This is a genomic window from Arthrobacter sp. NPDC058097, assembly GCF_042884885.1.
In the GTDB taxonomy this organism is placed as follows: domain Bacteria; phylum Actinomycetota; class Actinomycetes; order Actinomycetales; family Micrococcaceae; genus Arthrobacter.
The window spans coordinates 267,624-290,939 of the sequence record NZ_JBHVSZ010000001.1 but is presented as its reverse complement, the minus strand read 5'-3'; the positions used below and the strand labels follow the sequence as shown (position 1 = coordinate 290,939).

The window sequence follows — 23,316 nt, the reverse complement described above, 5'->3', positions numbered from 1 at the left end:
GAACCATGACCATCCCCACGAACTCCCTAACCTCGCACGCTCGGCCAGGGAACCCTGTTCGCGTGGCCCCAACCCACGAACCGCTCACCGTCACCCTCGGTGCCAGCGGTGCCACGCCCGAGGACGTCGTCGCCGTCGCACGCCACGACGCCAAGGTGACCATCTCCCAAGAAGCCCTGGACACCGTCGCCAAAGTACGCGCGCACATCGACGAACTGGCCCACAGCGACGTGCCCGCGTACGGTATTTCCACCGGCTTCGGCGCGCTGGCCAACCGCCACATCCCGGGCGAGCTCCGGACCCAGCTGCAGAAATCGCTGATCCGCAGCCACGCCGCCGGCATGGGCCCGGCCGTGGAACGCGAAGTGGTCCGCGGCATCATGTTCCTGCGCGCCAAGACGTTGGCATCGGGCCGCACCGGCGTCCGGCCCGTGGTGCTGCAGACCATGGTGGACGTGCTCAACGCGGGCATCACCCCGGTGGTCCGCGAGTTCGGTTCGCTGGGCTGCTCCGGCGACCTCGCCCCGCTGTCCCACTGCGCCCTGGTCCTCATGGGGGAAGGCGAAGCCACCGGTCCCGACGGCGAACTGTACGGCGGCGCGGGCCAGCGCACGGTTGCCGAGCTGCTCGCCGCGCATGGCATCGAGCCGGTGACCCTGGCCGAGAAGGAAGGCCTGGCTCTGGTCAACGGCACCGAGGGCATGCTGGGCATGCTCCTGATGGCCATCGCTGACCTGCGGCAGCTGCTCACGACGGCGGACATCACCGCCGCGCTCAGCGTCGAGGCGCTGCTCGGCACGGACCAGGTGTTCCTCCCCGAGCTTCACGCCGCCCTCCGCCCGCACCCCGGCCAGGCCGCCAGCGCCGACAACATGCTCCGGGTCCTGTCCGACTCGGCGATTGTGGCATCGCACCGCGTGGGCGATTCCCGCGTCCAGGACGCCTACTCCCTGCGCTGCGCACCCCAGGTTGCCGGCGCCGTCCGGGACACGGTCGACCACGCCGAACTGGTGGCTTCCCGCGAGCTCGCCGCCACCATCGACAACCCCGTCGTCCTGCCCGACGGCCGGGTCAGCTCCAACGGCAACTTCCACGGCGCCCCGGTGGCCTACGTGCTCGATTACCTGGCCATCGCCGTCGCAGACCTCAGCTCCATCGCCGAGCGGCGCACGGACCGCATGCTGGACCCGGCCCGCTCGCACGGCCTGCCGGCATTCCTGGCCGCGGATCCGGGCGTGGACTCGGGCCTCATGATCGCCCAGTACACCCAGGCCGGGCTGGTCTCGGACAACAAGCGGCTCGCGGTTCCCGCGTCCGTGGACTCCATCCCGAGCTCTGCCATGCAGGAAGACCATGTGTCCATGGGCTGGCACGCCGCCCGCAAGCTCCGGAAGGCCGTGGAGAACCTGCGCCGGGTGCTTGCGATCGAACTCGTGACGTCGGCCCGGGCGATTGACATGCGTACCCAGCTTTCCGGCGGCCAGCTGACGCCGGGACCTGCCGGGGCGGCTGTCCTCGAAACCCTGCGGACCGTCGTCGGCGGTCCGGGCACGGACAGGTTCCTTTCACCGGAGCTCGAGGCCGCCGACCGGCTGGTTGGCTCCGGCGCGGTCCGGACGGCAGCCGAATCCGCCGTCGGCAATCTTGCCTGAGGGTGAACAAAGTGCACCGCCGGCAAGCATTTGCCGGCGGTGCCGAAATAGTCTGCAACGCTGCGCACAAGGCCGCGCGAGTGTAGTAGAACTAAAGGTGTAGTAAAAGTCACATCAAAGATGCTGTGGCGTAAAGAGAACATCCACAAAGGGGTAGAAGTTCAAATGAAAGCACGCGGGGCAGTTCTGTCCAGACGCATCGCACACGCAGCTACGGTTTCCGACTGGGGATCGCTGCACGTGGGGGAGCGGATTGAGATCATCAAGCATGCGCACGTCATTGCGGCAGGCGAGGTGGAGGAAATCTCACGGAGCGGAAACGTGCTCTGGCTGATCTGTGGCGGAGGCCAGGAGTCCCAGCTCTTTATGAAGTCCGACGGCGTCCAGGTGCGCCGGATGTAGTCCGGCTCAAGCCGTGCGGTAGAACGCACACCAGAAATAAAAAAGCCCCCGACCTTGGATCATTCGGCCAGATGGCCAGCATGAGTCCAGGATCGGGGGCTTTTTCGCGTGTCAGGCTGCGATGTCCTCGTGTGTTTCACCGAAGGGAACAGACTCGTCGAGGGCCACCGTGTAACGGCCCGGCTCGAGGCGCGTGACCTTGATGCCGCAGGTGCCTTGCTGGGCAGCCGTTTCGATCAGCGCCTCCACCGCGCTTTCCAGGCCCTCATGGACCTGATCGGCACTGGTGAACGCCAGGTCGATGGACCGGGCATCCGCGGAGGGAGACGCGCTCGTAGGAGCGGTTGGGCGCTCCATGGTTGCTGTGCTCATGTACTGACTTTCTATGGTTCCTGCCGGGGGGCAGTACACCATTCTATCGGGAACCGGCACAAAGGTAAGATGACTGTCATTTGACAAGGATGTTTACGATAGTTGTCTTATCAACCATTATGCGCCCTCCGCCCTCTCTCAAAGCGATCCGGAGCCACCTCACTCCTGCCTTGCGCGCTAGTGTTGGTCAGGTCTGAAAGGCCGACGGCGCAGGAGACGACCATGTTTGAAGGTGCCAGCATCATGTTCGCCGCGGCGGGCGTCGCCGTCTTCGTTGCCGCCATCCTGCCCAAGGCGTTGCGCAACGCGCCGATCTCCATGCCGATGGTCTTCCTGGGTGCCGGAGCTGCCGCCTTCGGCCTGCTTCCCAACCTCCCGGACCCGAACCCGGTCCAGCACCCCGAGCTGACGCTCCACCTGACCGAGATCTGCGTGATCATCTCGCTGATGGGCGCCGGGCTGGCGCTGGACCGACCGGTGGGGCGGCGGAACTGGGCCACCACCTGGCGGATGCTCGGCATCGCCATGCCCCTGTGCATGCTGGGCCTGACGCTCCTCGGACTCTGGCTGCTGGGCCTGGGACTCGCCGCCGCGCTCCTCGTGGCCGCCGCCCTGGCCCCCACCGATCCGGTCCTGGCCTCCGAGGTCCAGGTAGGCGAGCCGGCAGACGAAGAGGAGGGCACCGACCAGGAGGATGAGGTCAGGTTCGCCCTGACCTCGGAGGCGGGACTGAATGACGGGCTGGCCTTTCCCTTTGTATACCTGGCCATTGCCATGAGCCTCGTGGGGACCGCGCCGTCGGCCTGGTTTCCGGAGTGGTTCGGCCTGGACGTCCTGTGGCGCATCGGCATGGGCGTGCTGCTGGGCTTCGCGACGGGCAAGGCGCTGGCCCGGCTCTTCTTCTCCGCGCGGCACGACAGCATCCGGCTGTCCAACCACTCCGAGGGTTTCGTTGCGCTGGCAGCCACCTTCCTGGCTTACGGCGTGACCGAGATGGTCGAGGGCTACGGGTTCATCGCGGTGTTCGTCTGTGCCGTGACCATTCGGGCGGCGGAGCGCACGCACGGCTATCACCGCATCCTCCATTCCTACGTGGAACAGCTTGAGCGGCTCCTGACGGTGGTCATCCTCGTGCTCCTGGGTGGAGCGGTCGCGCGGGGCCTGCTGGCCGGCGTCGGCTGGGCCGAGGTGGGCGTAGCGCTGGCCTTCCTGGTCCTGGTGCGTCCGCTGTCCGGTTGGCTGGCGCTGGCCCGCGGCAGGACCGGTCCCCGCGAGCGGATCGCCATTTCGTTTTTCGGCATCAGAGGCATCGGGTCGCTGTATTACCTTGCCTACGCCCTGGGCCACGGGAGCTTCGGGGACCAGGCGCAGCGCCTGTGGAGCATCATCGGACTGGTTGTGGCGATGTCCGTGGTGCTGCACGGGGCCACCACGGCGCCGGTCATGAATCGCCTGGACCGGCTCCGCGAACGCAGGGCGGCCGAGAAATTCGGTGACGAGGGAAAGGCGCCGCACACTCCGGTCTGACCCTGCGAAGCATGATTCATGCCGGGAGCGTCGAGTATTCTTCTTTCCGGCCGATGTTGTGGTGAGCTTGGATCATGGCAGGCAGAAGGTTGATATCCCGTTTGGCTCTCGCGCTGGCAAAGTTGCTGGGGTTCGTCGTTGTCAGCTGCCTCTGCGGGGTCCTCGTGGCCAGCTTCCTGGTGCCCGGGGCCGCCCTCGCCGGCACCTCGGTCAGCAAGTCGATTTCCTACTTCAACAGCCTGCCCACGGAACTCGCCGTGCCTGCGCCGTCGCAGACCACCCGCATGCTGACCGCGGACGGCAAGCTCATCGCCACCTTCTACTCGGAGAACCGCGTCCGTGTGCCTTTGAAGCAGATGTCCCCGTTCATCCGAAAGGCCGTCGTCGCCATCGAGGACAGCCGCTTCTATGAGCACAGCGGCGTGGACACCCAGGGCGTTCTCCGCGCGCTGACCAGCAACCTGACCCGCGGCGACCGGCAGGGAGCGTCCACCCTAACCCAGCAGTACGTCACCAACATCGTTAACGAGTCCCTGATTTCCGAAGGCCGTGAGGACCAGGTGGTGCTCAGCGGCCAGAAGACCATGGGGGACAAGCTTCGGGAGATGCGGCTGGCTATGGCCCTGGAGAAGAAATTCACCAAGGACCAGATCCTTGAGGGCTACCTCAACATCGTCTTCTTCAACCGCAGTGCCTATGGCATCGAGGCGGCGGCGCAGTATTTCTACAGTGTCCCGGCCAGCAAGCTGACCCTGCCCCAGTCGGCGCTGCTCGCCGGCCTGGTCAACAGCCCCAGCTTCTACGATCCCGTCACCAACCCCAAGAACTCGCTGAAGCGCCGCAACCAGGTCCTCGGCGAAATGCTCAAGCAGAAGATGATCACCAAGAAGCAGCATGACGCCGCTGTGGCCTCCGGCGTCGGCCTGAAGGTGCGCCCTTCGCGGCAGGGGTGCGCCGCCGCCACCATGGCACCGTACTTCTGTGACTACGTGACCCACTTGCTCCTTAACAACCCGGCGTATGGATCCGACACCGAGGCCCGCGAAAAGCGGCTCTTCCGCGGCGGGCTGACCATCACCACCACGCTTGACAGCCGGCTGCAGGCCAAGGCCCAGGCGCAGGTGAACGCCACCGCGGGTGCCAACCCGGACAAGTGGGGCGCCTCGCTGGTCACGGTCCAGCCGGGCACCGGGAAGGTCCTGGCGATGGCGCAGAACACGGTGTACCTGCCCCAGCCGGACAAGTTCGACACCCAGTTGAACTTCAACGTGGATGCCAAGGACGCCAACGGCAACGACCTCAACGGCGCCGGAGGGTTCCAGCCGGGCTCCACCATGAAGCCCTTTACCTTCGCCGAGTGGCTGCACCAGGGCAAGACCATGACCACAGTGGTGGACGCCTCGAAGCGTGAGTACCCGCTGGGATTCCGCTGGCGGGACTCGTGCGGCAAGGTGGCCGGCGGCTACAGCACCAAGCAGCGGCGGGCAGGACTCGAAGCGGCCGACGACCTGCAGAACGCCTCGGAGGGCTATTACCGCAAGATGCCGGCCGACTACGGGCTCTACAACTCGATCAACACGGCAACCTTTGCCGAGGCCGCACAGCTGGACTTCTGCGGGATCCAGAACATGGTCAATGCCGTCGGGCTCCGCAGCGGGCTGGACGGGACGCCAGTCAACATGCACCAGCTGGGCAACCTGCTCGGCGGCACCGAGGTGGCCCCGCTGACCATGGCCAACGCCTTCGCCACGTTCGCCGCCGACGGCCGGTACTGCGTGCCGGTGGCCCTGTCAGGGGTCTCGGACATGGCGGGCAAGAAGCTTCCGGCCGAGGCCCGGGAATGCAGCCAGACCGTGGATAAGAACGTGGTCCGCGGCGTGAACAAGGCACTCCAGGACATGCTCAACAAGGGTTCCGGCATCTACATCAACCCCAAGGTTCAGAAGACAGTGCCGGTGGCAGCCAAAACCGGCACCAACAACAGCAACGGCGCCACCTGGGTGCTGGGCTACACCACCGGCCTGGCCACGGCGTCGTTCTTCGGCGATGCCCTCGAGGGCCGGCAGCGACCGGGCCGGAACCTGACGGTTAACGGCAAGTTCTACGACCGCATTGACGGCTACATGATCGCGGGGCCGCAGTGGGCGAACTACATGCTCCAGGTGGCGCGCCTCTATCCGGCCGCCGCCTTCCCCAAGCCGCCGGCGTCGATCGTGAGCAAGCCCGCGGCGAAGCCCAAGGCACCCGTCCGGCCGACCCCGAAGCCCCCGACCAAGCCCAAGCCGAAGGACTAGCCGGGCACGGACAGGCCCGGATACCTCACGGGCCTGACGCTCAGCCCAGCAGGATGCTGACCAGCCGGGCGGCCACGCGGGCGGTGCGGTTGTCGATGTCGAAGGCGGGGTTCAGCTCGGCCACGTCCGCGTGGAGGAGCTTGCCGCTGGCCACCACCTGGCGGCAGACGGCACTGATCACCGGCAGCGGAACACCGTACGCGGCCGGGGCGCTCACTCCGGGGGCCGCGGCGGCCGGCAGCACATCCAGATCGATGGTCAGGTAGAGGACGTCGATCCCGCTGAGGAAGTCCGCCACAAAGGCTTCGGCCGCGCCGGCGGTGCAGTCCTCGTCCAGCAGGTACTTCACTCCCAGCTCATCGGCGGTGCTGAACAGCGCGCCTGTGTTGTTGGGTTCGGAAATTCCGACGACGGCGTACCTGAGTTCGCGCCCGGCGGCGGCTTCCGCGCGGGCCATCTGGAGGAACGGGGTTCCCGAGCTGGGGGCCGCCTCATCCCGGAGGTCGAAGTGGGCGTCGAGGTTGAGGACGCCGAGCCGCCGGCCGTCGCGGACCGCCCGGGATCCTGCCACGCCGAGGTAGCTGGCGTAGGCGGTTTCGTGGCCGCCACCCAGCACCAGGGTGAGGCGGCCGGCGTCGAGCAGTGCCGCAACGGCGAGGCCCGCGCGGGCCTGGCCGGCTTCCAGTCCGCCGTCGCGGACCACCACGTCGCCGGCGTCGGCGACGGGTCTTGCCGAATGGAAGGCGAGCGGACCCAGCGCGCTGCGGACCGCTGCGGGGGCGGCCGCGGCTCCGGTCCTGCCCTTGTTCCGGCGCACGCCCTCGTCGCTGCAGAAGCCAAGGATCACGGCGGGGCGCTGTGCGGATGCCGAGGTGTCCGCGGGAGTGTGCAGCGCAGGGGTGTGTCCCGAGGGCGTGTGCAGGGCGGGAGTGTTCTCGGTGGCAGGCGTTACGGCCTGCCACCACCTGAGGTGGGCTTCGCCGTCGCCGTCGTAGCGGCCCGTCCAGGGGCGTGGTTCGTCGTCAACGGCAAGCGCGGGAAAGTCCATGCTTCAAGCTCACCGTACGGACCCGGCGAAAGCCATCAACGCCGCCGTCGTCCTGTCTGGAATACCGGAACCGCGAGACGGCACCTGGCGGCAGTGCCACGGAGGAACACTGCCGCCAAATGCCATCTCGGTGCGGGACTACATGCCCAGCGCTTGTTCGATCGGGCCGATGCCGAAGAACACGACGAAGGCGGCCGCGACGGCCCACATCAGCGGGTGCACCTCGCGGGCACGGCCCTGGAAGGTGCGGATGAGGACGTAGGAGATGAAGCCGGCGCCCAGGCCGTTGGCGATCGAGTACGTGAACGGCATCAGCGTGAAGGTAAGGAAGGCGGGCAGCGCGATGCCCCAGTCCTGCCAGTGGATCTTGCCGATCTGCGCCACCATCATGAAGCCGACCACCACCAGGGCGGGGGCCACGGCCTCGAACGGCACGAGGTTGATCAGCGGGGTGAAGAACATGGCCACCAGGAACAGCAGGCCGGTCACGATTGAAGCCAGGCCGGTCCGTGCACCCTCGCCGATGCCCGCGCCGGATTCGACAAAGATCTGGTTGGAGGAGACAGAGGCTCCGCCACCCACGATGGCGCCCAGGGCATCCACCTGGAGCACGCGGTCAACGTTCGGGATGTTGCCGTCCTTGTCCACAGTTCCGGCCTCGTTGGCCAGGCCCACCATCGTGCCCATCGCGTCGAAGAAGATGCTGAGCAGGATCACGAACGCCAGCAGCGCCGCGGCCACAACGCCCAGATGGCCGAAGGCGCCGAACGGATTGGCCTTGCCGATCAGGGAGAGGTCAGGCGCCGACCATTCGCTGAACTTGGGGGCAACAAGGGACCAGCCCTGCGGGTTGAAGTTTTTGCCGTCGAAGCTGGGTCCGATGTGGAGCGTGAACTCGAGGATGACCGCCAGGATGGTGGAGGCGACGATGCCGATCAGGATGGCGCCCTTGACGTTGCGCACCAGCAGGGCGATGGTCAGGATCAGGCCGAAGACGAACACCAGGGTGGGCCAGCCCAAAAGCTTGCCGTCGACGCCGAGACCCACCGGGACCGTGGTCCCGGCCGCATCCGGAATGCGCCGGACGAAGCCGGCGTTGACCAGGCCGATGAGGGCGATGAACAGGCCGATGCCCACCACGATCGCGGTCTTCAGCCCGTCCGGAACCGCACGGAACACGGCGGTCCGGAATCCCGTCAGGACCAGGATCATCATGGTGACGCCGGAGAGGACCACCAGTCCCATCATGTCCGGCCAGGTCAGCCCCGGGTTGGTGGCCACTGTCACCGCCACGAAGGCGTTGACGCCCAGGCCGGTGGCCATGGCGAACGGGTGCTTGGCCCAGGCGCCCATGAGGATGGTCAGGATGCCCGCCACGAAGGCGGTGACGGCAGCAACTGCCTGGAAACCGAGCGTGGCGCCGGAGGAGTCCGCGCCGGACAGGATGAGGGGGTTCAGCACCACGATGTAGCTCATGGCAAAGAAGGTGGCGAAACCGCCGCGGATCTCACGGGAGAGGTTCGACCCCCGTTCGGAAATCTTGAAGTACCGATCCAGTGCAGAGCCCTGCTTGAGCATTAGTCCTCCGGTGAGAGTGTGGGGATAACTTGAATCCTAGTAGGTTGCCGGGTGCCCTCCCAGCAAAGTCGCCTAGTCTGTAAGGAAGCCAACACAAGGAGTAGTCCGCCCATGCGTTTTCCCCGCCAGCTGCTGTCCGCCTTCCTGGGCGCGCTCGCGCTCGTCGCCATGCTCCTGACGGCCGGCCCCGCTTCCGCGCACGACGCCGCAGAATCCAGCAGCCCGGCCGACGGCGCCACGGTGGCAACAGCTCCCGCCACGGTCTCGATCACCTTCAACAACACCCCGCTGGGGCTCGGCTCGCAGGTCAAGGTGACGGACGCCGCCGGAACCGACTGGGCCGACGGCCCGGTGCAGATCGTGGACAACGTAGCCTCGCAGAAGCTGCGGGAAGGTGCGCCGGCCGGGAAGTACACCGTGGTGTGGCGCGTGGTGAGCTCGGACTCCCACCCGATCGAGGGCACGTTCGCCTTTACCGCAACGGCCGCTGCGGCGGGGGCAACGTCGGCGCCGGTCCAGACCCTCGGTACGCCGCAGCCTGGCGCCACGCAGGCCACGGAAACGGCGCCGGATTCCTCGGAGCCCTTCCCCTGGAGCATCGTGGTGTTCGCGGCCGTGGCTCTCGGCCTGCTCGTCACCCTCGGTGTGTTGGCCCGCCGGAGGCTCGGTGTGGGCGACGGCGACAACGACGGTGCCGCGCAGACTCCAATGGACGGGCGGGGCAGGACCGAGGGGTAGCCGGCCGCGGTCCCGGCCAACCACCGCACTGAAGCGCGGAAAGCCCGACGGCGATTCCCGCCGTCGGCCTTTGTGCGCAACGAAGGATCAGCCTCAGATAGCGGGCAGCGCCGGGAAGCTTCCGGTCAGGACCGACGGCACGCTGTCCGGGTAGACCTTCGCCGAGATCGCCTGGCCCACCACCTTGGCTTGGCGCAGCACCTCCTTCGGCGTCGGAGTGATGAGCTCACCCACGCCGACCAGGTAAATGCCGATGGCGCGCATGGCCGCGACGAGGTTGGTGCCGATGGAGATGCCGAGGTCCGTGAGCATGCGCCGCAGCTGGCTGTGGGCGCAGCGCGTGAGCACAATGTGGTCAGCCAGCAGCACGCCGTCGGGGGTGTGCACCGCCCAGCGGTGCAGTGAGGCTTCCGCTCCCGGCCCCATCTTGTCCAGCAGCACGGCGGACGTGTCGCTGCGGATGTCCAGCCGGTGGCTTGAGGCGTAGTTGCGCAGGTGCCGCAGAATTTCGTTCCGCTCCTGGATGGAGGCTGCCTCGGCGTCGTCGCACCGCTGGTGCGCGGATTTCTGGGACTGGCTGCCGGGGGATTCCAGCCGGCTGACGATGATTGAATCAACGCCCCGGCGCCGGAGTTCCGTCGCTATGGCTAAACCGGGAAGTCCGGTGCCGATGACCACAGTGGTGGTCCGTTCTGCGCCGCTGAGACCAGGCATGCGTGACACTACTTCCTCCTCGAGATTTTCGAAGCGCAGGGCATCATCGCCCATGCACCGTCCACTGCCCCAGCAAGCAGACACAACCCATTTCCGGCTGTGCCGTGGAGCACAATCCGGACCGATGGTGCCTCGACATTACAGAATTTTTTGGTCGCTGGATACCCCTCCCGAAACATTGGTTTGCGGGGCTTTGCACAGCGTCACCGGAGCACCCGGAGCCGTGCCGGAAGAGCACCGTGGACAGTGCCCGACGAGCACCCGGAAGGGCCGAAAAACACGCTGTCGGGTGGACCGGCAGAGCCCCGAGGGGCCCGCTTGCTAACAAGTCGCCGACCGAGAATAGTTGGTCCTAAAGGCGGGCTGTGCATAACCGGGAAACGGACGGCCTGCCGGTGCCGGCGAGACGCGCTGCTTCTGGCAGAATAGCCGCATCATCAGGCAGTATCGCGAGGAGGCGGACCGAATGGACGCACACGAATTGCATCCCGACCCGGCACGGGATGGCGGTGCCCGGCGCGCGAGACCAGAGGGAATCGTGGTCGGCGTCGATGGTTCGGACCACGGCCAGTGCGCCCTCGTGTGGGCTGCCCGGGAAGCCGAACGCCGCCGTCGTCCCCTCCACATTGTCACCGCCTACTCTGTGCCCATCTTCGCCGCCTCCGGACTCGACGGCGGGTACGCCACCGTGGACGACTCGGTGATCCGCGAGGGCGCCGAAGCCATCCTGCAACACGCCGTGGACAAGGTGTCCGGCTACAACATCAGCGTCAGCGCCTCGGTCGAGAACGGGGACGCCTCCGGCGTGCTGCTCGACCTGTCCGAAACCGCCGAGCTGCTGGTCTTCGGGACACGGGGGCGGGGCGGCTTCGTCGGCCGGCTGCTTGGCTCAGTCAGCAGCGCCCTCCCGGCCCACGCCAAGTGCCCCACGGTCACCGTTCCGCTGATCTGCTCGGACCGCCTGGGCGAGACCACGCAGGACAAGCACATCCGGGCCGAGCAGGCCAAGGCCGGCCACGGCCCCGTGGAAAGGGTAGTGGCCGTGGGCGTGGACGGGTCCGAACAGGCCCGCGTCGCCGTCCTGGAAGCCGCGGAGCAGGCCGAACGGCTGGGGGCGCCGCTCCGCGTGATTTGCGCCGTGCCGCAGTACAGCGGATCCCTTGCCTGGGTTCCGGCCCCGTTGGACCGGGAAGCGCTGTTCGCCGATATCCAGGTCCAGCTGAAGGCCGGCGTGGCCTGGCTGCAGAGCCACTTCCCGCGGCTGGCCATCGAGACCCGGCTGCTGGACGGTTCGCCCGTGGACGTGCTGGTGGAGGCCAGCCGGCACGTTGAGCTGATAGTGGTGGGAACCCGCGGCCGCGGCGGCTTCACCGGCATGCTCCTGGGCTCGACCTCGGACGGCGTCCTGCACCATGCCAAGAGCCCCGTGATGGTGGTCCCGGACCGGGAAGACCCCCGGCTCGCCGACCGCGCCAGCTTCGGACCGATGCTCGGCGCCTCGTAGCGCATGAGCGGCCTGGTGCTCGGCCTCGGGGACCTCAGCGCCTCCATGCTGCCGCAGGTTGGCGGCAAGGCCGCCAACCTTGGCGAGCTGCTGGCGGCCGGCCTCCCGGTGCCCGATGGGTTCTGCCTGACCACCGAGGCCTACGTCCAGGCCGTGGAACCGCTCGGGCTCGCAGACGTGCACAACGCCCTCCAGAACACTCCGGCCGATGACCTGGAAGCCCTCGCGGGCCTGGCCGCCCGGGCCCGCAGCCTGATCACCTCGGCGGAACTCCCGACGGCGATCGCGGGCGAGATACTCACGGCTTACCGTACGCTGGGCGGCGTTCCCGTCGCGGTGAGGTCCTCGGCCACGGCCGAGGACCTTCCCTTCGCCAGCTTTGCCGGCCAGCAGGACACCTACCTGAACGTTATCGACGCCGTGGCGCTGCTGGACGCCGTCCGGAAGTGCTGGGCCTCGCTGTGGACTGACCGGGCGGTGGCGTACCGCGCCAGCCGGAACATCGACCCCGCAACGGTGGCACTCGCCGTCGTCGTACAGCGCATGGTGAACGCCGAGGCGGCGGGGGTGATGTTCACCGCGAACCCGGTCACCGGCAGGCGGCGGGAGGCCGTGATCGACGCGAGCCCCGGACTCGGCGAGGCCGTGGTGTCGGGCGCCGTCAATCCCGACCACTTCGTGGTGGACACCGGATCCGGAGCCATCCTGCAGCGCCGCCTGGGGGACAAACGGACGGCTGTCCGGCCGCTGCCCGGGGGAGGCACAGAATTTGTCGAGCAAAGCGCGGACGGCCAGGCCTGCCTGACCGACGCGAGGATCCGGGAACTCGCGGCGCTGGGGAGCAAGGCCGAGGCCCATTACGGCGCCCCGCAGGACACTGAGTGGGCGCTCGACGGCGGCGGGAAAGTCTGGCTGACCCAGTCCCGACCGATCACCACGCTTTACCCGCTGCCGGAGAGGGCCCTTCCAGGGGAGAAAAACACGGAACGCCGAAGCCAGGGGGACGAGCTGCGTGTGTACCTGTGCTTCAGCCTCGCCCAGGGCCTCACCCGGCCGCTGACCCCGATGGGACTTGCCGCCCTCCGGCAGATCGGCTCCTCGGTCGCTGCCGCCGCCGGCTTTGACGTTCCGGACCCCCGCAGCGGACCGCCGCCCTATGTGGAAGCCGGGCAGCGCATTTTCATCGACCTGACCGCCGCCGCGCGGAGCACCGTGGGCCGCCGGATTATCCCGAACGTCTTCGACGTCATGGAGGCACGCTCCGCAAAAGTCCTGCGCAGCGTATTCGACGACCCGCGCCTCTCCATCACCCGCCGCACGCCCTGGGACCTCCTCAGGCACGTGGTCCCCATCGCTGCCCGGGCCCGCGTGCCGGAAGCAGCGGTCCGGGCGCTGCTCCGTCCCGAGGCTGCCCTCAAACGCCTGAACCGCTTCACCACCGAGTTCAACGCGACGCTGGAACTGCCCCGGGGTGCTTCCCCCCACGCGCGGCTTGACCACGCCGAGGGGATACTGTCGCGGCTCTTCCCCAACCTTCCGGCCGTGCTCCCGCTGGCCGGCCTGGGCTTCGCCATGCTCGGCCTGGCGGGGAAACTCCTCGGCGCCGGCAAGCTTTTTGGGACCGGTGGCGACGGCTCCGGCGGCGACGCGGCCGGCGAGGGCAACGCCGGCGCGAAACGAAACATCGACCTCCAGCCAGTTCTCCGCGGTTTGCCGAACAACGTGACAACGGAGATGGACCTGGAGCTGTGGCGGGTGGCCACCAGGATCAAGTCAGACGCCGAATCAGTGGCTGTCCTCACCGGGAATCACCCCACGGTGCTGGCCCAGCGCTTCGCCGCGGCCGACCTGCCGGCCACGGCCCAGGCCGGCCTGACGGAATTCCTCGCGCGGTACGGGCACCGGGCTGTCGCCGAGATCGACGTCGGCATGCCCCGCTGGCGGGACGACCCCACCCATATCCTTGGCGTCCTGGCCAACTACCTCCGGCTGGAGGATCCGGAACGGGCTCCAGACCGCCAGTTCAGCAAGGCAGCAGCCGAAGCGGACGCACAGATCGAGCGGCTGGTGGCCGAGGCCAGTACCCGGGGGCGCCTGCGCGGCATGGCCGTCGGGGCGGCGCTGCGGCGGGCACGGCTCTTCGCCGGGCTCCGCGAACTTCCGAAGTTCCAGATCGTCCTGGCGCTCGCGGAAGTCCGGAAGCAGCTCGCAGCAGTCGGCACCGTGCTGGCGGAACAGGAACGGATCGCCCGGGCCGACGACATCTTCTTCCTGGACTTTGCCGAGGCCACCCGGGCGCTGGACGGTGCCGACATGCAGGATCTCGTGGCGCAGCGGCAGGGGGCCTATTACCTGGAACTGGAGCGGCGCCACATTCCCCGGATGCTGCTCTCAGACGGAACGGAACCCGAAACTCTACTTACCGCCGTCGGAAGCGCGGATGCCGGGGCACTGTCCGGCAGCCCTGCGTCGGCGGGGACAGTGACAGCGCCCGCCCGCGTCATCCTCGACCCAGTCGGCGCCCACCTGGAACCGGGGGAGATCCTCGTGGCACCGTCCACCGATCCGGGCTGGACCCCGCTGTTCCTCACGGCGGGGGGCCTGGTGATGGAGATGGGCGGCCCCAACTCCCATGGAGCCGTGGTGGCCCGGGAATACGGCATCCCCGCCGTGGTGGGCGTCGCTGACGCCACCTCGCTGCTCAGGACGGGCCAGGAAGTGACGGTCGACGGCGGGGCGGGCACCGTGGTGCCCGGCGACTGAGAGGAGGGGCTGCTGAAGGCGGGGCAACCGAGGGGCCGGGCTGCTGGGCGGCCGGGCTACTGCCGGTCCGGTGCCGGCTTCCCGCGCCGGATGTGCCGGGCCACGAGCCAGATCACCAAGATGGCCAGGGCGGCGTAGACGGCGTAGTTGAGGTAGCGCGAGTACTGCTCCACCATCGCGTATTGGCGGCCCAGCAGTACGCCGAAGCCAATCAGCGCACCGTTCCAGATGCCGCTGCCGGCAATCGTGAAAACGCTGAAGGTGCCCAGATGCATCCGCTCGGCGCCCGCCGGCAACGATATGAGGCTTCGCACGCCGGGCAGCAGCCGGCCGAAGAAAATGGCAGACCTGCCGTGGCGGCGGAACCAGCCGTCCGCCCGCTCAAAGTCCTCCCTGTCCACCAGCGGCAGCTTCGACAGCCAGCGGATCGAACGCTCCAGCCCCACCTTCGCGCCCAGGAAATACAGCGCGAGGGCGCCCAGATAGGCCCCCAGCGTGCTGGTCACGAAGACCAGGACCAGGTTGAGGGACCCCTGCCGGGTCAGGAACCCGGCGAGCGGAAGGATCACTTCGCTGGGAATCGGCGGAAATACCGTCTCGAGGAAGGTAAAGAGCCCCACACCCCATTCCCCGAGCGAATCGATCGCTTGGGCGGCGAAGCCCACGAAGCCTGTCAGTTCGTCGGCGGGACTGGATGCGGCACCGGGAATGCGCATTGGCGAAGGCTCCTGGAAGCTGGAAAACGGTGTCCCACCCAGTCTGGCCCACCAGGCGCGGCAGGGAAAGCGGACTGCCCGGGCGGGGCTGCCACATGAGGGGCCGAGGCGTACCCTGAGGGTATGAGCTGCGACGTCGGAGCGGAGTTGACATGACTGCCACCTGGCTGCGGTGGACACCCGCCGTGGCCGTACCTGCTGTTATAGCTGCCGGAGTCCTGGCGGGGTCCCTGCCCGCGAGCGCCCGGGATCCGTTGCCAGAGAGGACACCGGCCCAGGTGCTGGCCATGATCGGACAACACCAGACCAAGTCCTTCTCCGGCACGCTTGAACAGTCCTCCGAACTCGGCCTGCCCGATGTTCCCCAGGTGGGGCCCACCTCTGGCGCAGGAAGGGGTTCCCTCGCCGAACTGCTGACCGGGCCGCACAGCGCCCGCGTCTACGTCGACGGGGCAACCAAAGCCCGCATCCAGGTGATGGACCGGATGGCCGAGCGCGACGCCGTCCGGCAGGGCAACGAAGTGTGGCTGTACAACTCCAAGGACAACACGGCCACGCACGTCACGCTTCCGGCAGCGGCGTCGAAGGAATCCCGCAGCCATGACATGCCGGCAGGAGTGGCCACGCCGGAGGAGCTGGCCGCAAAGATGCTCGACAAGCTGGACAGCAGCACCGAAGTGGCCGTGGCTGGAGACATCGAGGTGGCAGGCAGGGCGGCGTACAACCTGGTTCTCACACCGCGGTCGGACGTGACCCTGGTGGGCTCGGTGGCTGTGGCCGTTGATGGTGAGAACGGCATGCCGCTGAGCGTGGAAATTCGGGCGCGCGGGCAACAGGAACCTGCCTTCCGGACCGGGTTCTCCAGCCTGACGCTCGGCGCTCCCGACGCGAGCCTGTTCAACTTCTCACCGCCACCGGGTGCCTCGGTGAAGGAACTTGCGGTGCCGGCAACCGGCCACAAGAAGGATATGACTGACAAGGATTTGGGCAGCAAGAACCGGGCTGACAAGAATTGGGACCACAAAGGCCTGCGCGGGCATGTCCCGATGGTCACCGGAACCGGCTGGGAACGGATCGTCGGCATCCCGGCTCCCTCCGCTTCCGCCCCGTCGGCTTCCCCTGAGTCCGGAAAGCAATCCGTGGACAAGCTGCTAAATGACCCCCTGCTTCGCCAGGCGACAGTGACGGTCCAGGGCGGCCGTGCCATCTCCACATCACTGGTCAATGTCCTGCTGACGGATGACGGCCGGACATTCGTCGGGTCCGTGCCCCTGGAGCGGCTCCAGGCCGCCGCAGCCGCGAAGTGACAGGCGCTGCCCGCGGCCCGGGCGGGGCACAACCGGCAATAGAAACCAAGGGCCTGAGCAAGCGGTTCGGCCACCAGATGGCGGTCAACAGCATCGACCTGACGGTGACCCGGGGTTCGGTATTCGGCTTCCTGGGGCCCAACGGTTCCGGAAAGACCACCACCATCCGCATGATGCTGGGCCTCGCTGCAGCGACCGCGGGGGAGGTCAGGGTCCTGGGGCTGGACATGCCGCGGCAGCTGGACGAGGTCCTGCCCCGGGTCGGTGCGCTCGTGGAGGGCCCGGCTTTTTATCCGTTCCTGTCGGGCGCGGCAAATCTGCACCGCTTGGATGCAGCGGACCGCCACGCCGCGCCATCCACCCGCCGTGCGCGGGTGGCCGAAGCGCTGGAACGCGTGGGGCTTTCCCACGCTGCCCGGAAGAAGGTGCGTGCCTACTCACTCGGCATGAAGCAGCGGCTGGGAATCGCCAACGCGCTGCTGGCTCGGCGCGAGCTGCTGGTCCTGGACGAACCGACCAACGGGCTGGATCCGCAGGGCACCCGCGAGGTCCGCAACCTGGTGCGGTCCCTCGCCGCCGACGGTGCCACCGTTTTCGTCTCCAGCCATCTGCTCGCCGAAGTGGAGCAAATCTGCACCCATGCAGCCATCATGAGCGCCGGCCGGCTGGTGGCGCAGGGGCCCCTGGCCGAACTCCGCCAGGCCGGCACCGCGCAGCTCCGCCTCGTGACGCCTGACGCCGGTACGGCCTCGGGCGTTCTGGCGCGGTTTGGCTTGTCCCCGGTTGTGGGACATCCCGACGGCGCGGACGCAGTGATCACGTCCAGTCTGCCCGTTGGCGCCGGATTTGACCGTAACGCAGGGGTTGACCGCGCAGCAGGACTCTCCGGTTCCGAGCATCACCCGGCGCCGGCAGGTGAACCATCCGCAAACGGAGGCGTGGCACCGGAAGCGATCGTCGCTGCCCTCGTGGCGGACGGGGTGCGTGTCCGCGGGTTCACGGTGGAGCGTGGCAGCCTGGAGGACCGGTTCGTGGCCTTGACGGGGGAGGGCTTCGATGTCGCACAGTGATCGGCCGCCGGTGCACGCCAGCCCGGCGCCCGGGACCCGGCGCCGGGCGTCCAGCGGTTCACTGCTCGCCTCCGAGTTGAAGCAGCTGTTCCGCCGCCGCAGGACCCAGGCGATGCTTCTGGCACTGGCAGCCATCCCGGTGGTGATCGCCGTCGTCGTCCGCGTTTCCTCAGCTGTTCCCCCCGGGCGGGGGCCCGCGTTTCTGGATCGGATCAGCCAGAACGGGCTGTTCGTTGCCGTTACGGCGATGCTGGTTTCGGTTCCGCTTTTCCTTCCGCTGACCATTGGCGTGGTCGCCGGGGACACTATTGCCGGGGAAGCCGGACTGGGCACGCTACGGTACCTGCTGGTGGCTCCTGCCGGAAGGGTGCGGCTGCTGCTGGTCAAGTATGCCGGGGCCGCGGTGTTCTGTATTTCCGCCCCGCTGGCGGTGGCGCTCGCCGGAGCCGGCATCGGCTGGGCGCTGTTCCCGGTGGGCCCGGTGGCGCTGCTTTCGGGCGACCTGGTGGAACCGGACGAGGCGCTGGTCCGGATGCTGCTGATCGCCGCCTACCAGGCCGTGTCGCTGCTGGGTTTGTCGGCCATCGGGCTGTTCCTCTCCACCCTGACCGACGTGCCCGTGGGCGCCATGGCCGCCACGATCGTGCTGTCCGTCGTGTCCCAGGTGCTCGACCAGCTGCCCCAGCTGGAGTGGCTGCACCCATGGCTGTTCACGCACTACTGGTTCGGCTTCGCAGACCTGCTGCGGCAGCCCATCGGCTGGGACTCGTTCGGTGACAACGCGCTGCTGCAGTTGGGCTATATCGCTGCGTTCGGCGCGCTCGCGTACGGCAGGTTCGTGAGCAAGGACGTGCTGTCATAGGGATTGCCCCTGCCAGCAGGGTCCCCGCCAATGGAGTCCCCGGTCAGTAGCGCGCAGCGACCGGGTAGAGCTGCATGCCGGCCATCATGCTGAGGTCCGTCACGGTGATGCCCGCCGAGGGGTTGAGCGCCTGGACCACCCGGCCGCCGCCCAGGTAGATCGCCACGTGGTAGAAACCCGGGGCCGAACCCCAGACCAGGAGGTCCCCGGGCTCCGCCTGGGACAGGGGCACGTGGACGGGTGCCTGGGCGAACTGCTCCGCAGCCGTGCGCGGCAGCTGCTTTCCGATGGCCGCGAACGCGTTCTGGACCAGGCCCGAACAGTCGAAGCCGTAGGCCCCGGTCCCGCCGTATTGGTAGAAGTACGGGGAGCCCACCTTGCCCATCGCCACCGAAATGGCCGCCTGGTTGGAACCGCCCGGCGACGGCGCCGGCTGAACGGGTGCCGGCGCGGGCGCCGGCTGAACCGGCGCAGGTGCAGGTGCCGGGGCCGGGGCTGGCCGGACGGGTGCCGGCCGTACCGGCGCGGGAGCCGGGCGGACAGGAGCCGGAGCAGCCGGCGCCGCAGGCGAAGGCACCGAAGGAGCCGCCGGAGCGGCAGGTGCAGGAGCGGCCTGGGCAGGTTTCCGGGAGGGCGCAGAGGCCGGCTGTTCCGCCTGCGCCGCATTCCCGCCGTCGGAACCCTCAGCAGCCGCCTTGTCTGCGGCCGCCTGGTCAGCGGCGGCACGTTCGGCAGCTGCGGTAATGGCGGCGAGCCGGGCCTGCTGGCGCCGGCGTTCCAGGCCGTCCACCCGGGCGGACTCGAGCGCTGCAGTAGTGTTCCGCAGCGAGGCAAGCTGCCCCACGAGGACAGTCCGCTGGGCTTTGGCGTCCGCCACCGCCTTCACCTGGGCCGCGTTGACCTGGTCTGCCGCTGCCTTGAGCGTCTCAGCGGTCTTCGCCGCGTCGTCTGCCGCACGGCGGGCGTCAGCGGCGGCAGCCGTGAGTGATTCGGCAGCGGCCGCGGTGGATTCAGCGGCGGCAAAGGCCCTGCTCCGGCCGGCAGTGAGGGCCTGCAGCGTTGCGGCCTTGGCGAGGACGTCGCCCGTGCCCGTGACCAGACCACTCAGCTCAGGATTGAGGCCGCCGTTCCGGTACAGATCTCCGGCCAGCTCGCCCACGGCCTTGCGGCTCCTGGATTGTTCCTTGTTCGCGGCAGCAGCCCTGGCGGTGGCTACCGCGGCCGCGTCCGACCGCGTGTCCAGCTCCACCAGGGCGTTGCTGTAGGCGTTGTTGGCTTCGAGTGTCCGTGCGAACGTGACCTCCTGGGCAGCCGCGGCGTCAGCCAGGATGCCCTCGATGTCGGCGACTTTTGCCGCCGTCCTACTTTCACTGGACTTGGCCGCCGCGATGTCCTCGGCGGAAGGGATTTCCGGCGCCGCCGGAACGGTCAGGGCTGCTGACCCGGCAACTGATGCTGGCGGTGTATGCGCGAATGCCAGGTCAGCCCGCGCAGGCGCTGCAAGGGTTCCCAAGAGGACGACGGCGGTGCACAGGACAGCCGCTGTGCGGCCGGGGCCGGTCAAACTCATTCATAACCTCGCAAGTCAGGGCGGGGCGAACGAGTCGGGAGGCAGCACGGTAGTGCCCCTCTGAAGATGCCCAGCCCTCTGAGGTTAGGTGCCAGTTTGCCACTTTGGCAACACTGGTCACATCAATAACATAAACAACATCAGTGTCATTTGGGTGGAGGTGGCTGGGCGTGTCGCGGAACGATGCCCCTGCCGTGGTCGCACAAAGGACAGGCGACGGGCGTAGAGACGGCTCCGGAAGCACTGTGAGAGAGCGGCCAGTCAGGCGTGCTGCGGCGATTCGTGCTCGTAGTGGCTGGCCGGTTCCAGCTGGAAGGTGCAGTGCTCGGTGTCGAAGTGCGAGCCGAGGCAGGTGGTGAGCTTGTCCAGGACCTGGTCGGCACCCTTCGCGCTGAGCATCTCATCCTCCACCACAACGTGGGCAGAGAACACCGGTACACCGGACGTGATGGTCCAGATGTGGATGTCGTGGACGGTCACCACACCGGCCACGGAAAGGATGTGCTCGCGGATCATGCTGACTTCCACGCCTTTGGGGGTGGCCTCCAGCAGGACGTCGACAACGTCGCGGAGCAGGTGCCAGGCCCGCGGCAGGATCATCAGCGCGATGATCACGGAGGCGACGGTGTCCGCAGCCAGGTAGCCGGTGAACCTGATGACCAGCGCCGCGGCGATCACGGCGAAAGAGCCGAGGAGGTCGCCCAGCACTTCCAAATACGCGCCGCGGACATTCAGGCTTTCCTGCTGGGCCCTGCGCAGGATCAGCAGCGAGACGAGGTTGGCGGCGGCGCCCAGGATTGCGGCGTACAGCATGATGTCTGTATGCACCTCGGGCGCGGAGCCGATGCGGCGGATGGCCTCGGTGAAGATGACCGCTGACACCGCCACCAGGATCAGGGCGTTGGCCAGGGCAGCCAGGACTTCCGCCCGCTGGTAGCCGTAGGTCCGCAGGTCGCTGGCCGGCAGCGCTGCGATCCACGAGGCCATCAGGGCGATGAAGACGCCGGCGGCGTCGGAGAGCATGTGGCCTGCGTCGGCCAGCAGGGCAAGGGACCCGGAGAGCAGGGAACCGACCATCTGGATGAGCATCACGGACAGGGTGATGGCCAGAACCGCGATCAGCCTGCCGCGGTGCCTGCCCGTTGCCGTGAGGCCGTGGGCGTGGTTGTGGTCGTGTCCCATGCCTACAAGGCTAATCCCAACCCAGTTCGTGAAGCCGCTGGTCGTCGATTCCGAAGTGATGGGCAATCTCGTGGATGACTGTTACCGCGACTTCCTCCACCACATCCTCGCGGGAGGAGCAGATGTCCAGGATGGGTTTGCGGTAGATGGTGATGCGGTCCGGAAGGGATCCGGCGTCCCACCAGGAGTCGCGCTCGGTCAGTGGAACGCCCTCGTACAGTCCCAGCAGCACCGTATCCGGGTCCTCGCCGGGTTGGGGGACGTAGTCGTCGTCGATGAACACGGCCACGTTGTCCATGGCCCGCGCCACCTCCGCCGGAAGCTGGTCCAGAGCGGCACCGACGGCGGCTTCGAAGTCGGCCTCGGACATCTCGAAGCCGGAGGAGTCGCCGGCCCCGTCCGGCACGATCGGGAGGCCGGGCGGCAGGTTTGCGGGCATATCCAAACTTTAGCGGGATCTCCGCCGGGTCAGCCCTACGCCGAGCAGGCAGATGGCGCCGCCGACGAGCCCCCAGACTGTCGGGATTTCGCTGAGCACCAGCCACGAGATCAGCACCGTCGTGCCCGGCACCAGATACGTGGTGGCAGCCAGCTTGCCGGCCTCGATCAGGGAAAGGGCGTACGCCCAGGTGGTAAAGGCGATGGCGGTGGGGAAGATGCCCAGATAGACCAGGCCCAGGGTGGCGGGCAGGGGCGCCGCCTGCAATTCCTGCCCCAGCTGGCCGGCGAAGGGAAGGCAGCAGACCAGGCCCACCATGATGCCGAACCAGGTTGCCTGTCCCGCCGGGAACTTCCGCAGCACCGGCTTCTGGATGATGACGCTGACCGCGGCGAGCGCAGCAGCGAGGAGGCAAAGCAGCACGCCTGCCACGTCCGCCGTCGAACGCGTCCCCGATCCCAGCGCGATGACTGCGACGCCGCCGAACGCCACCAGGCTGCCGATGATCAGCCAGCGAGGGAAGCCCTCCTTGAGGATGACGCCTGCCATTACAGCCACCAGGATCGGGTTCACGTTGATGAGCAGCGCGCTGGTTCCGGCGTCGAGCGAATGTTCCGCGGCGTTGAGTGCCACGTTGTACCCGCCGAACCACATGACGCCGTAAGCGAGGATCGGCCACCACTCGCGCCCCCGCGGCAGCGCCCGCAGCTTCGGCAGCACCACTGCGCCAAGCACGACGGCGGCAATCGCCAGCCGCCCCAGCGTCAGGGCTCCGGGGGAGAAGCTTGGGCCGACGGCGCGGATGCCCACGAAGGCGGAGGCCCAGAGCACCACCGTCACCACCACGGCGGCGACGCCCAGTGCGCTTACGGGAGGGGCGGGCCTCTGGAAAGCGGGATCTTCAGGGGACTGTGGGTGCAGGGGGCTGGTGCCGGCGGTGGATGCCATGGTGCCAATCTAGCCCCGTTGCCGGCGTCGTGGCTGGCGGAAATCGGCCATGTCTAGCCAAGAAACTGCCATTGTGGCGGGCTCCGGTTTGCCCGCCTTTGGGGCTTCCCGGGGCCGATTTTGGATATTCCGGGGATAGGCTCTATAGTTTTACAGGTCCAGTTCGGAGGAACGCGAAAGGACAAGAACGAAAGGCTTCGGCCCTTTATTTTTGCCCTTGTTCAGCCAAATTGAGTCCAGGCCCCCATCGTCTAGCGGCCTAGGACACCGCCCTTTCACGGCGGCGGCACGGGTTCGAATCCCGTTGGGGGTACGCAAGGAAGTGGTCAAAGCAGGCTAAAAAGTCTGGTAGGCTGGAGTCCTTGAAAAAACGCGGTAGCAATACTGCGGAAGCAAGAAATAGCAAGGCCCTGTAGCGCAGTTGGTTAGCGCGCCGCCCTGTCACGGCGGAGGTCGCGGGTTCAAGTCCCGTCAGGGTCGCTTTGATTGCCGGAAGAAATTCCGGCCGTCATGGTGACATGTCACCTAGGCTCTGTAGCTCAGTTGGTAGAGCGTTCGACTGAAAATCGAAAGGTCACCGGATCGACGCCGGTCGGAGCCACCAGCTAAAACCCCGCTGTTCCCTTAGGA

Annotated in this window: 19 protein-coding genes and 3 tRNA genes; 13 read left to right on the top strand and 9 right to left on the bottom strand. The window is 67.7% G+C overall.

Features of this window, described 5'->3' with window-relative positions:
- Nucleotides 1–5: 5 nt before the first annotated feature.
- Together hutH and ACFVTE_RS01385 are read left to right on the top strand one after the other, a co-directional pair.
- The gene (hutH, locus tag ACFVTE_RS01390) at nt 6–1,652 is read left to right on the top strand and encodes a histidine ammonia-lyase (protein ID WP_387095812.1); all 1,647 of its coding nucleotides are present in this window, start codon (nt 6–8) and stop codon (nt 1,650–1,652) included.
- Between the two features lie 165 nt (nt 1,653–1,817).
- Nucleotides 1,818–2,054, top strand: a complete 237-nt coding sequence (locus ACFVTE_RS01385; protein WP_387095810.1) for a hypothetical protein — start codon at nt 1,818–1,820, stop codon at nt 2,052–2,054.
- Between the two features lie 111 nt (nt 2,055–2,165).
- Here ACFVTE_RS01385 and ACFVTE_RS01380 read toward each other — a convergent pair whose 3' ends face one another.
- Nucleotides 2,166–2,426: a hypothetical protein gene (locus tag ACFVTE_RS01380; protein WP_387095807.1), complete on the bottom strand. Its 261-nt coding sequence runs from the start codon at nt 2,424–2,426 to the stop codon at nt 2,166–2,168.
- Nucleotides 2,427–2,648: 222 nt separating this feature from the next.
- Here ACFVTE_RS01380 and ACFVTE_RS01375 point away from each other — a divergent pair, with 222 nt between their 5' ends.
- Nucleotides 2,649–3,953 (top strand): cation:proton antiporter, encoded by a 1,305-nt coding sequence (locus ACFVTE_RS01375; protein ID WP_387095804.1) that lies wholly within the window; start codon nt 2,649–2,651, stop codon nt 3,951–3,953.
- A gap of 74 nt (nt 3,954–4,027) precedes the next feature.
- The gene (locus tag ACFVTE_RS01370; protein ID WP_387095801.1) at nt 4,028–6,247 is read left to right on the top strand and encodes a transglycosylase domain-containing protein; all 2,220 of its coding nucleotides are present in this window, start codon (nt 4,028–4,030) and stop codon (nt 6,245–6,247) included.
- 40 nt (nt 6,248–6,287) lie between these two features.
- On the opposite strand, the gene hutG is transcribed toward ACFVTE_RS01370, so the two are convergent.
- Both hutG and ACFVTE_RS01360 read right to left on the bottom strand, forming a co-directional pair.
- Complete coding sequence (gene hutG / locus ACFVTE_RS01365) at nt 6,288–7,295, bottom strand: formimidoylglutamase (RefSeq protein ID WP_387095798.1); 1,008 nt, start codon at nt 7,293–7,295, stop codon at nt 6,288–6,290.
- 138 nt (nt 7,296–7,433) lie between these two features.
- Nucleotides 7,434–8,873 carry an NCS2 family permease gene (locus tag ACFVTE_RS01360; RefSeq protein ID WP_387095795.1) on the bottom strand — a complete coding sequence of 480 codons (1,440 nt, stop codon included), beginning with the start codon at nt 8,871–8,873 and terminating at the stop codon, nt 7,434–7,436.
- Nucleotides 8,874–8,984: 111 nt separating this feature from the next.
- On the opposite strand from ACFVTE_RS01360, the gene ACFVTE_RS01355 reads away from it, so the two are divergent.
- Nucleotides 8,985–9,611: a copper resistance protein CopC gene (locus ACFVTE_RS01355; protein ID WP_387095792.1), complete on the top strand. Its 627-nt coding sequence runs from the start codon at nt 8,985–8,987 to the stop codon at nt 9,609–9,611.
- 93 nt (nt 9,612–9,704) lie between these two features.
- Here ACFVTE_RS01355 and ACFVTE_RS01350 read toward each other — a convergent pair whose 3' ends face one another.
- Nucleotides 9,705–10,325, bottom strand: a complete 621-nt coding sequence (locus ACFVTE_RS01350; RefSeq protein WP_387097106.1) for an FAD-dependent monooxygenase — start codon at nt 10,323–10,325, stop codon at nt 9,705–9,707.
- A 466-nt stretch (nt 10,326–10,791) separates the two neighbouring features.
- On the opposite strand from ACFVTE_RS01350, the gene ACFVTE_RS01345 reads away from it, so the two are divergent.
- Both ACFVTE_RS01345 and ACFVTE_RS01340 read left to right on the top strand, forming a co-directional pair.
- Nucleotides 10,792–11,829 carry a universal stress protein gene (locus ACFVTE_RS01345; RefSeq protein WP_387095789.1) on the top strand — a complete coding sequence of 346 codons (1,038 nt, stop codon included), beginning with the start codon at nt 10,792–10,794 and terminating at the stop codon, nt 11,827–11,829.
- Nucleotides 11,830–11,832: 3 nt separating this feature from the next.
- Nucleotides 11,833–14,592, top strand: a complete 2,760-nt coding sequence (locus ACFVTE_RS01340) for a PEP/pyruvate-binding domain-containing protein (protein ID WP_387095786.1) — start codon at nt 11,833–11,835, stop codon at nt 14,590–14,592.
- Between the two features lie 56 nt (nt 14,593–14,648).
- Here ACFVTE_RS01340 and ACFVTE_RS01335 read toward each other — a convergent pair whose 3' ends face one another.
- Nucleotides 14,649–15,308 (bottom strand): DedA family protein, encoded by a 660-nt coding sequence (locus tag ACFVTE_RS01335; protein ID WP_387095783.1) that lies wholly within the window; start codon nt 15,306–15,308, stop codon nt 14,649–14,651.
- A 152-nt stretch (nt 15,309–15,460) separates the two neighbouring features.
- Here ACFVTE_RS01335 and ACFVTE_RS01330 point away from each other — a divergent pair, with 152 nt between their 5' ends.
- The 3 genes from ACFVTE_RS01330 (at nt 15,461) to ACFVTE_RS01320 (ending at nt 18,547) form a co-directional block, all read left to right on the top strand.
- Nucleotides 15,461–16,615 carry an outer membrane lipoprotein carrier protein LolA gene (locus ACFVTE_RS01330; protein WP_387095780.1) on the top strand — a complete coding sequence of 385 codons (1,155 nt, stop codon included), beginning with the start codon at nt 15,461–15,463 and terminating at the stop codon, nt 16,613–16,615.
- A 77-nt stretch (nt 16,616–16,692) separates the two neighbouring features.
- Complete coding sequence (locus ACFVTE_RS01325) at nt 16,693–17,685, top strand: ABC transporter ATP-binding protein (RefSeq protein ID WP_387097103.1); 993 nt, start codon at nt 16,693–16,695, stop codon at nt 17,683–17,685.
- Complete coding sequence (locus ACFVTE_RS01320; protein WP_387095777.1) at nt 17,672–18,547, top strand: ABC transporter permease; 876 nt, start codon at nt 17,672–17,674, stop codon at nt 18,545–18,547. The genes ACFVTE_RS01325 and ACFVTE_RS01320 overlap by 14 nt, the downstream gene beginning before the upstream one ends.
- Nucleotides 18,548–18,590: 43 nt before the next feature.
- Here ACFVTE_RS01320 and ACFVTE_RS01315 read toward each other — a convergent pair whose 3' ends face one another.
- From ACFVTE_RS01315 to ACFVTE_RS01300, 4 genes are all read right to left on the bottom strand, one after another.
- On the bottom strand, nt 18,591–20,117 hold the full coding sequence (locus ACFVTE_RS01315; protein ID WP_387095774.1) for a C40 family peptidase: 1,527 nt from the start codon (nt 20,115–20,117) through the stop codon (nt 18,591–18,593).
- 261 nt (nt 20,118–20,378) lie between these two features.
- Entirely contained in the window at nt 20,379–21,299 is a 921-nt protein-coding gene (locus ACFVTE_RS01310) for a cation diffusion facilitator family transporter (RefSeq protein WP_387095771.1), read from the bottom strand.
- A gap of 10 nt (nt 21,300–21,309) precedes the next feature.
- Entirely contained in the window at nt 21,310–21,738 is a 429-nt protein-coding gene (locus tag ACFVTE_RS01305) for a metallopeptidase family protein (RefSeq protein ID WP_387095768.1), read from the bottom strand.
- A 9-nt stretch (nt 21,739–21,747) separates the two neighbouring features.
- Nucleotides 21,748–22,686 carry a DMT family transporter gene (locus ACFVTE_RS01300; protein WP_387095765.1) on the bottom strand — a complete coding sequence of 313 codons (939 nt, stop codon included), beginning with the start codon at nt 22,684–22,686 and terminating at the stop codon, nt 21,748–21,750.
- Between the two features lie 240 nt (nt 22,687–22,926).
- Here ACFVTE_RS01300 and ACFVTE_RS01295 point away from each other — a divergent pair.
- From ACFVTE_RS01295 to ACFVTE_RS01285, 3 genes are all read left to right on the top strand, one after another.
- Nucleotides 22,927–22,999: transfer RNA gene (locus ACFVTE_RS01295), tRNA-Glu, on the top strand.
- A gap of 93 nt (nt 23,000–23,092) precedes the next feature.
- Nucleotides 23,093–23,166 (top strand) — tRNA-Asp (locus ACFVTE_RS01290).
- Nucleotides 23,167–23,214: 48 nt separating this feature from the next.
- Nucleotides 23,215–23,290, top strand: a tRNA-Phe gene (locus tag ACFVTE_RS01285).
- Nucleotides 23,291–23,316 lie beyond the last annotated feature (26 nt).

What these genes read in the sequence shown, in the direction of transcription:
- ACFVTE_RS01300 (WP_387095765.1), bottom strand. Translation starts at nt 22,686, where the DNA reads ATGGCATCCACCGCCGGCACCAGCCCCCTGCACCCACAGTCCCCTGAA.
- ACFVTE_RS01385 (WP_387095810.1), top strand. Translation starts at nt 1,818, where the DNA reads ATGAAAGCACGCGGGGCAGTTCTGTCCAGACGCATCGCACACGCAGCT.
- ACFVTE_RS01335 (WP_387095783.1), bottom strand. Translation starts at nt 15,308, where the DNA reads ATGCGCATTCCCGGTGCCGCATCCAGTCCCGCCGACGAACTGACAGGC.
- ACFVTE_RS01330 (WP_387095780.1), top strand. Translation starts at nt 15,461, where the DNA reads ATGACTGCCACCTGGCTGCGGTGGACACCCGCCGTGGCCGTACCTGCT.
- ACFVTE_RS01325 (WP_387097103.1), top strand. Translation starts at nt 16,693, where the DNA reads ATGGCGGTCAACAGCATCGACCTGACGGTGACCCGGGGTTCGGTATTC.
- ACFVTE_RS01305 (WP_387095768.1), bottom strand. Translation starts at nt 21,738, where the DNA reads ATGCCCGCAAACCTGCCGCCCGGCCTCCCGATCGTGCCGGACGGGGCC.
- hutG (WP_387095798.1), bottom strand. Translation starts at nt 7,295, where the DNA reads ATGGACTTTCCCGCGCTTGCCGTTGACGACGAACCACGCCCCTGGACG.
- ACFVTE_RS01355 (WP_387095792.1), top strand. Translation starts at nt 8,985, where the DNA reads ATGCGTTTTCCCCGCCAGCTGCTGTCCGCCTTCCTGGGCGCGCTCGCG.
- ACFVTE_RS01380 (WP_387095807.1), bottom strand. Translation starts at nt 2,426, where the DNA reads ATGAGCACAGCAACCATGGAGCGCCCAACCGCTCCTACGAGCGCGTCT.
- ACFVTE_RS01320 (WP_387095777.1), top strand. Translation starts at nt 17,672, where the DNA reads ATGTCGCACAGTGATCGGCCGCCGGTGCACGCCAGCCCGGCGCCCGGG.
- ACFVTE_RS01340 (WP_387095786.1), top strand. Translation starts at nt 11,833, where the DNA reads ATGAGCGGCCTGGTGCTCGGCCTCGGGGACCTCAGCGCCTCCATGCTG.
- ACFVTE_RS01350 (WP_387097106.1), bottom strand. Translation starts at nt 10,325, where the DNA reads ATGCCTGGTCTCAGCGGCGCAGAACGGACCACCACTGTGGTCATCGGC.
- ACFVTE_RS01370 (WP_387095801.1), top strand. Translation starts at nt 4,028, where the DNA reads ATGGCAGGCAGAAGGTTGATATCCCGTTTGGCTCTCGCGCTGGCAAAG.
- ACFVTE_RS01345 (WP_387095789.1), top strand. Translation starts at nt 10,792, where the DNA reads ATGGACGCACACGAATTGCATCCCGACCCGGCACGGGATGGCGGTGCC.
- ACFVTE_RS01360 (WP_387095795.1), bottom strand. Translation starts at nt 8,873, where the DNA reads ATGCTCAAGCAGGGCTCTGCACTGGATCGGTACTTCAAGATTTCCGAA.
- hutH (WP_387095812.1), top strand. Translation starts at nt 6, where the DNA reads ATGACCATCCCCACGAACTCCCTAACCTCGCACGCTCGGCCAGGGAAC.
- ACFVTE_RS01315 (WP_387095774.1), bottom strand. Translation starts at nt 20,117, where the DNA reads ATGAGTTTGACCGGCCCCGGCCGCACAGCGGCTGTCCTGTGCACCGCC.
- ACFVTE_RS01375 (WP_387095804.1), top strand. Translation starts at nt 2,649, where the DNA reads ATGTTTGAAGGTGCCAGCATCATGTTCGCCGCGGCGGGCGTCGCCGTC.
- ACFVTE_RS01310 (WP_387095771.1), bottom strand. Translation starts at nt 21,299, where the DNA reads ATGGGACACGACCACAACCACGCCCACGGCCTCACGGCAACGGGCAGG.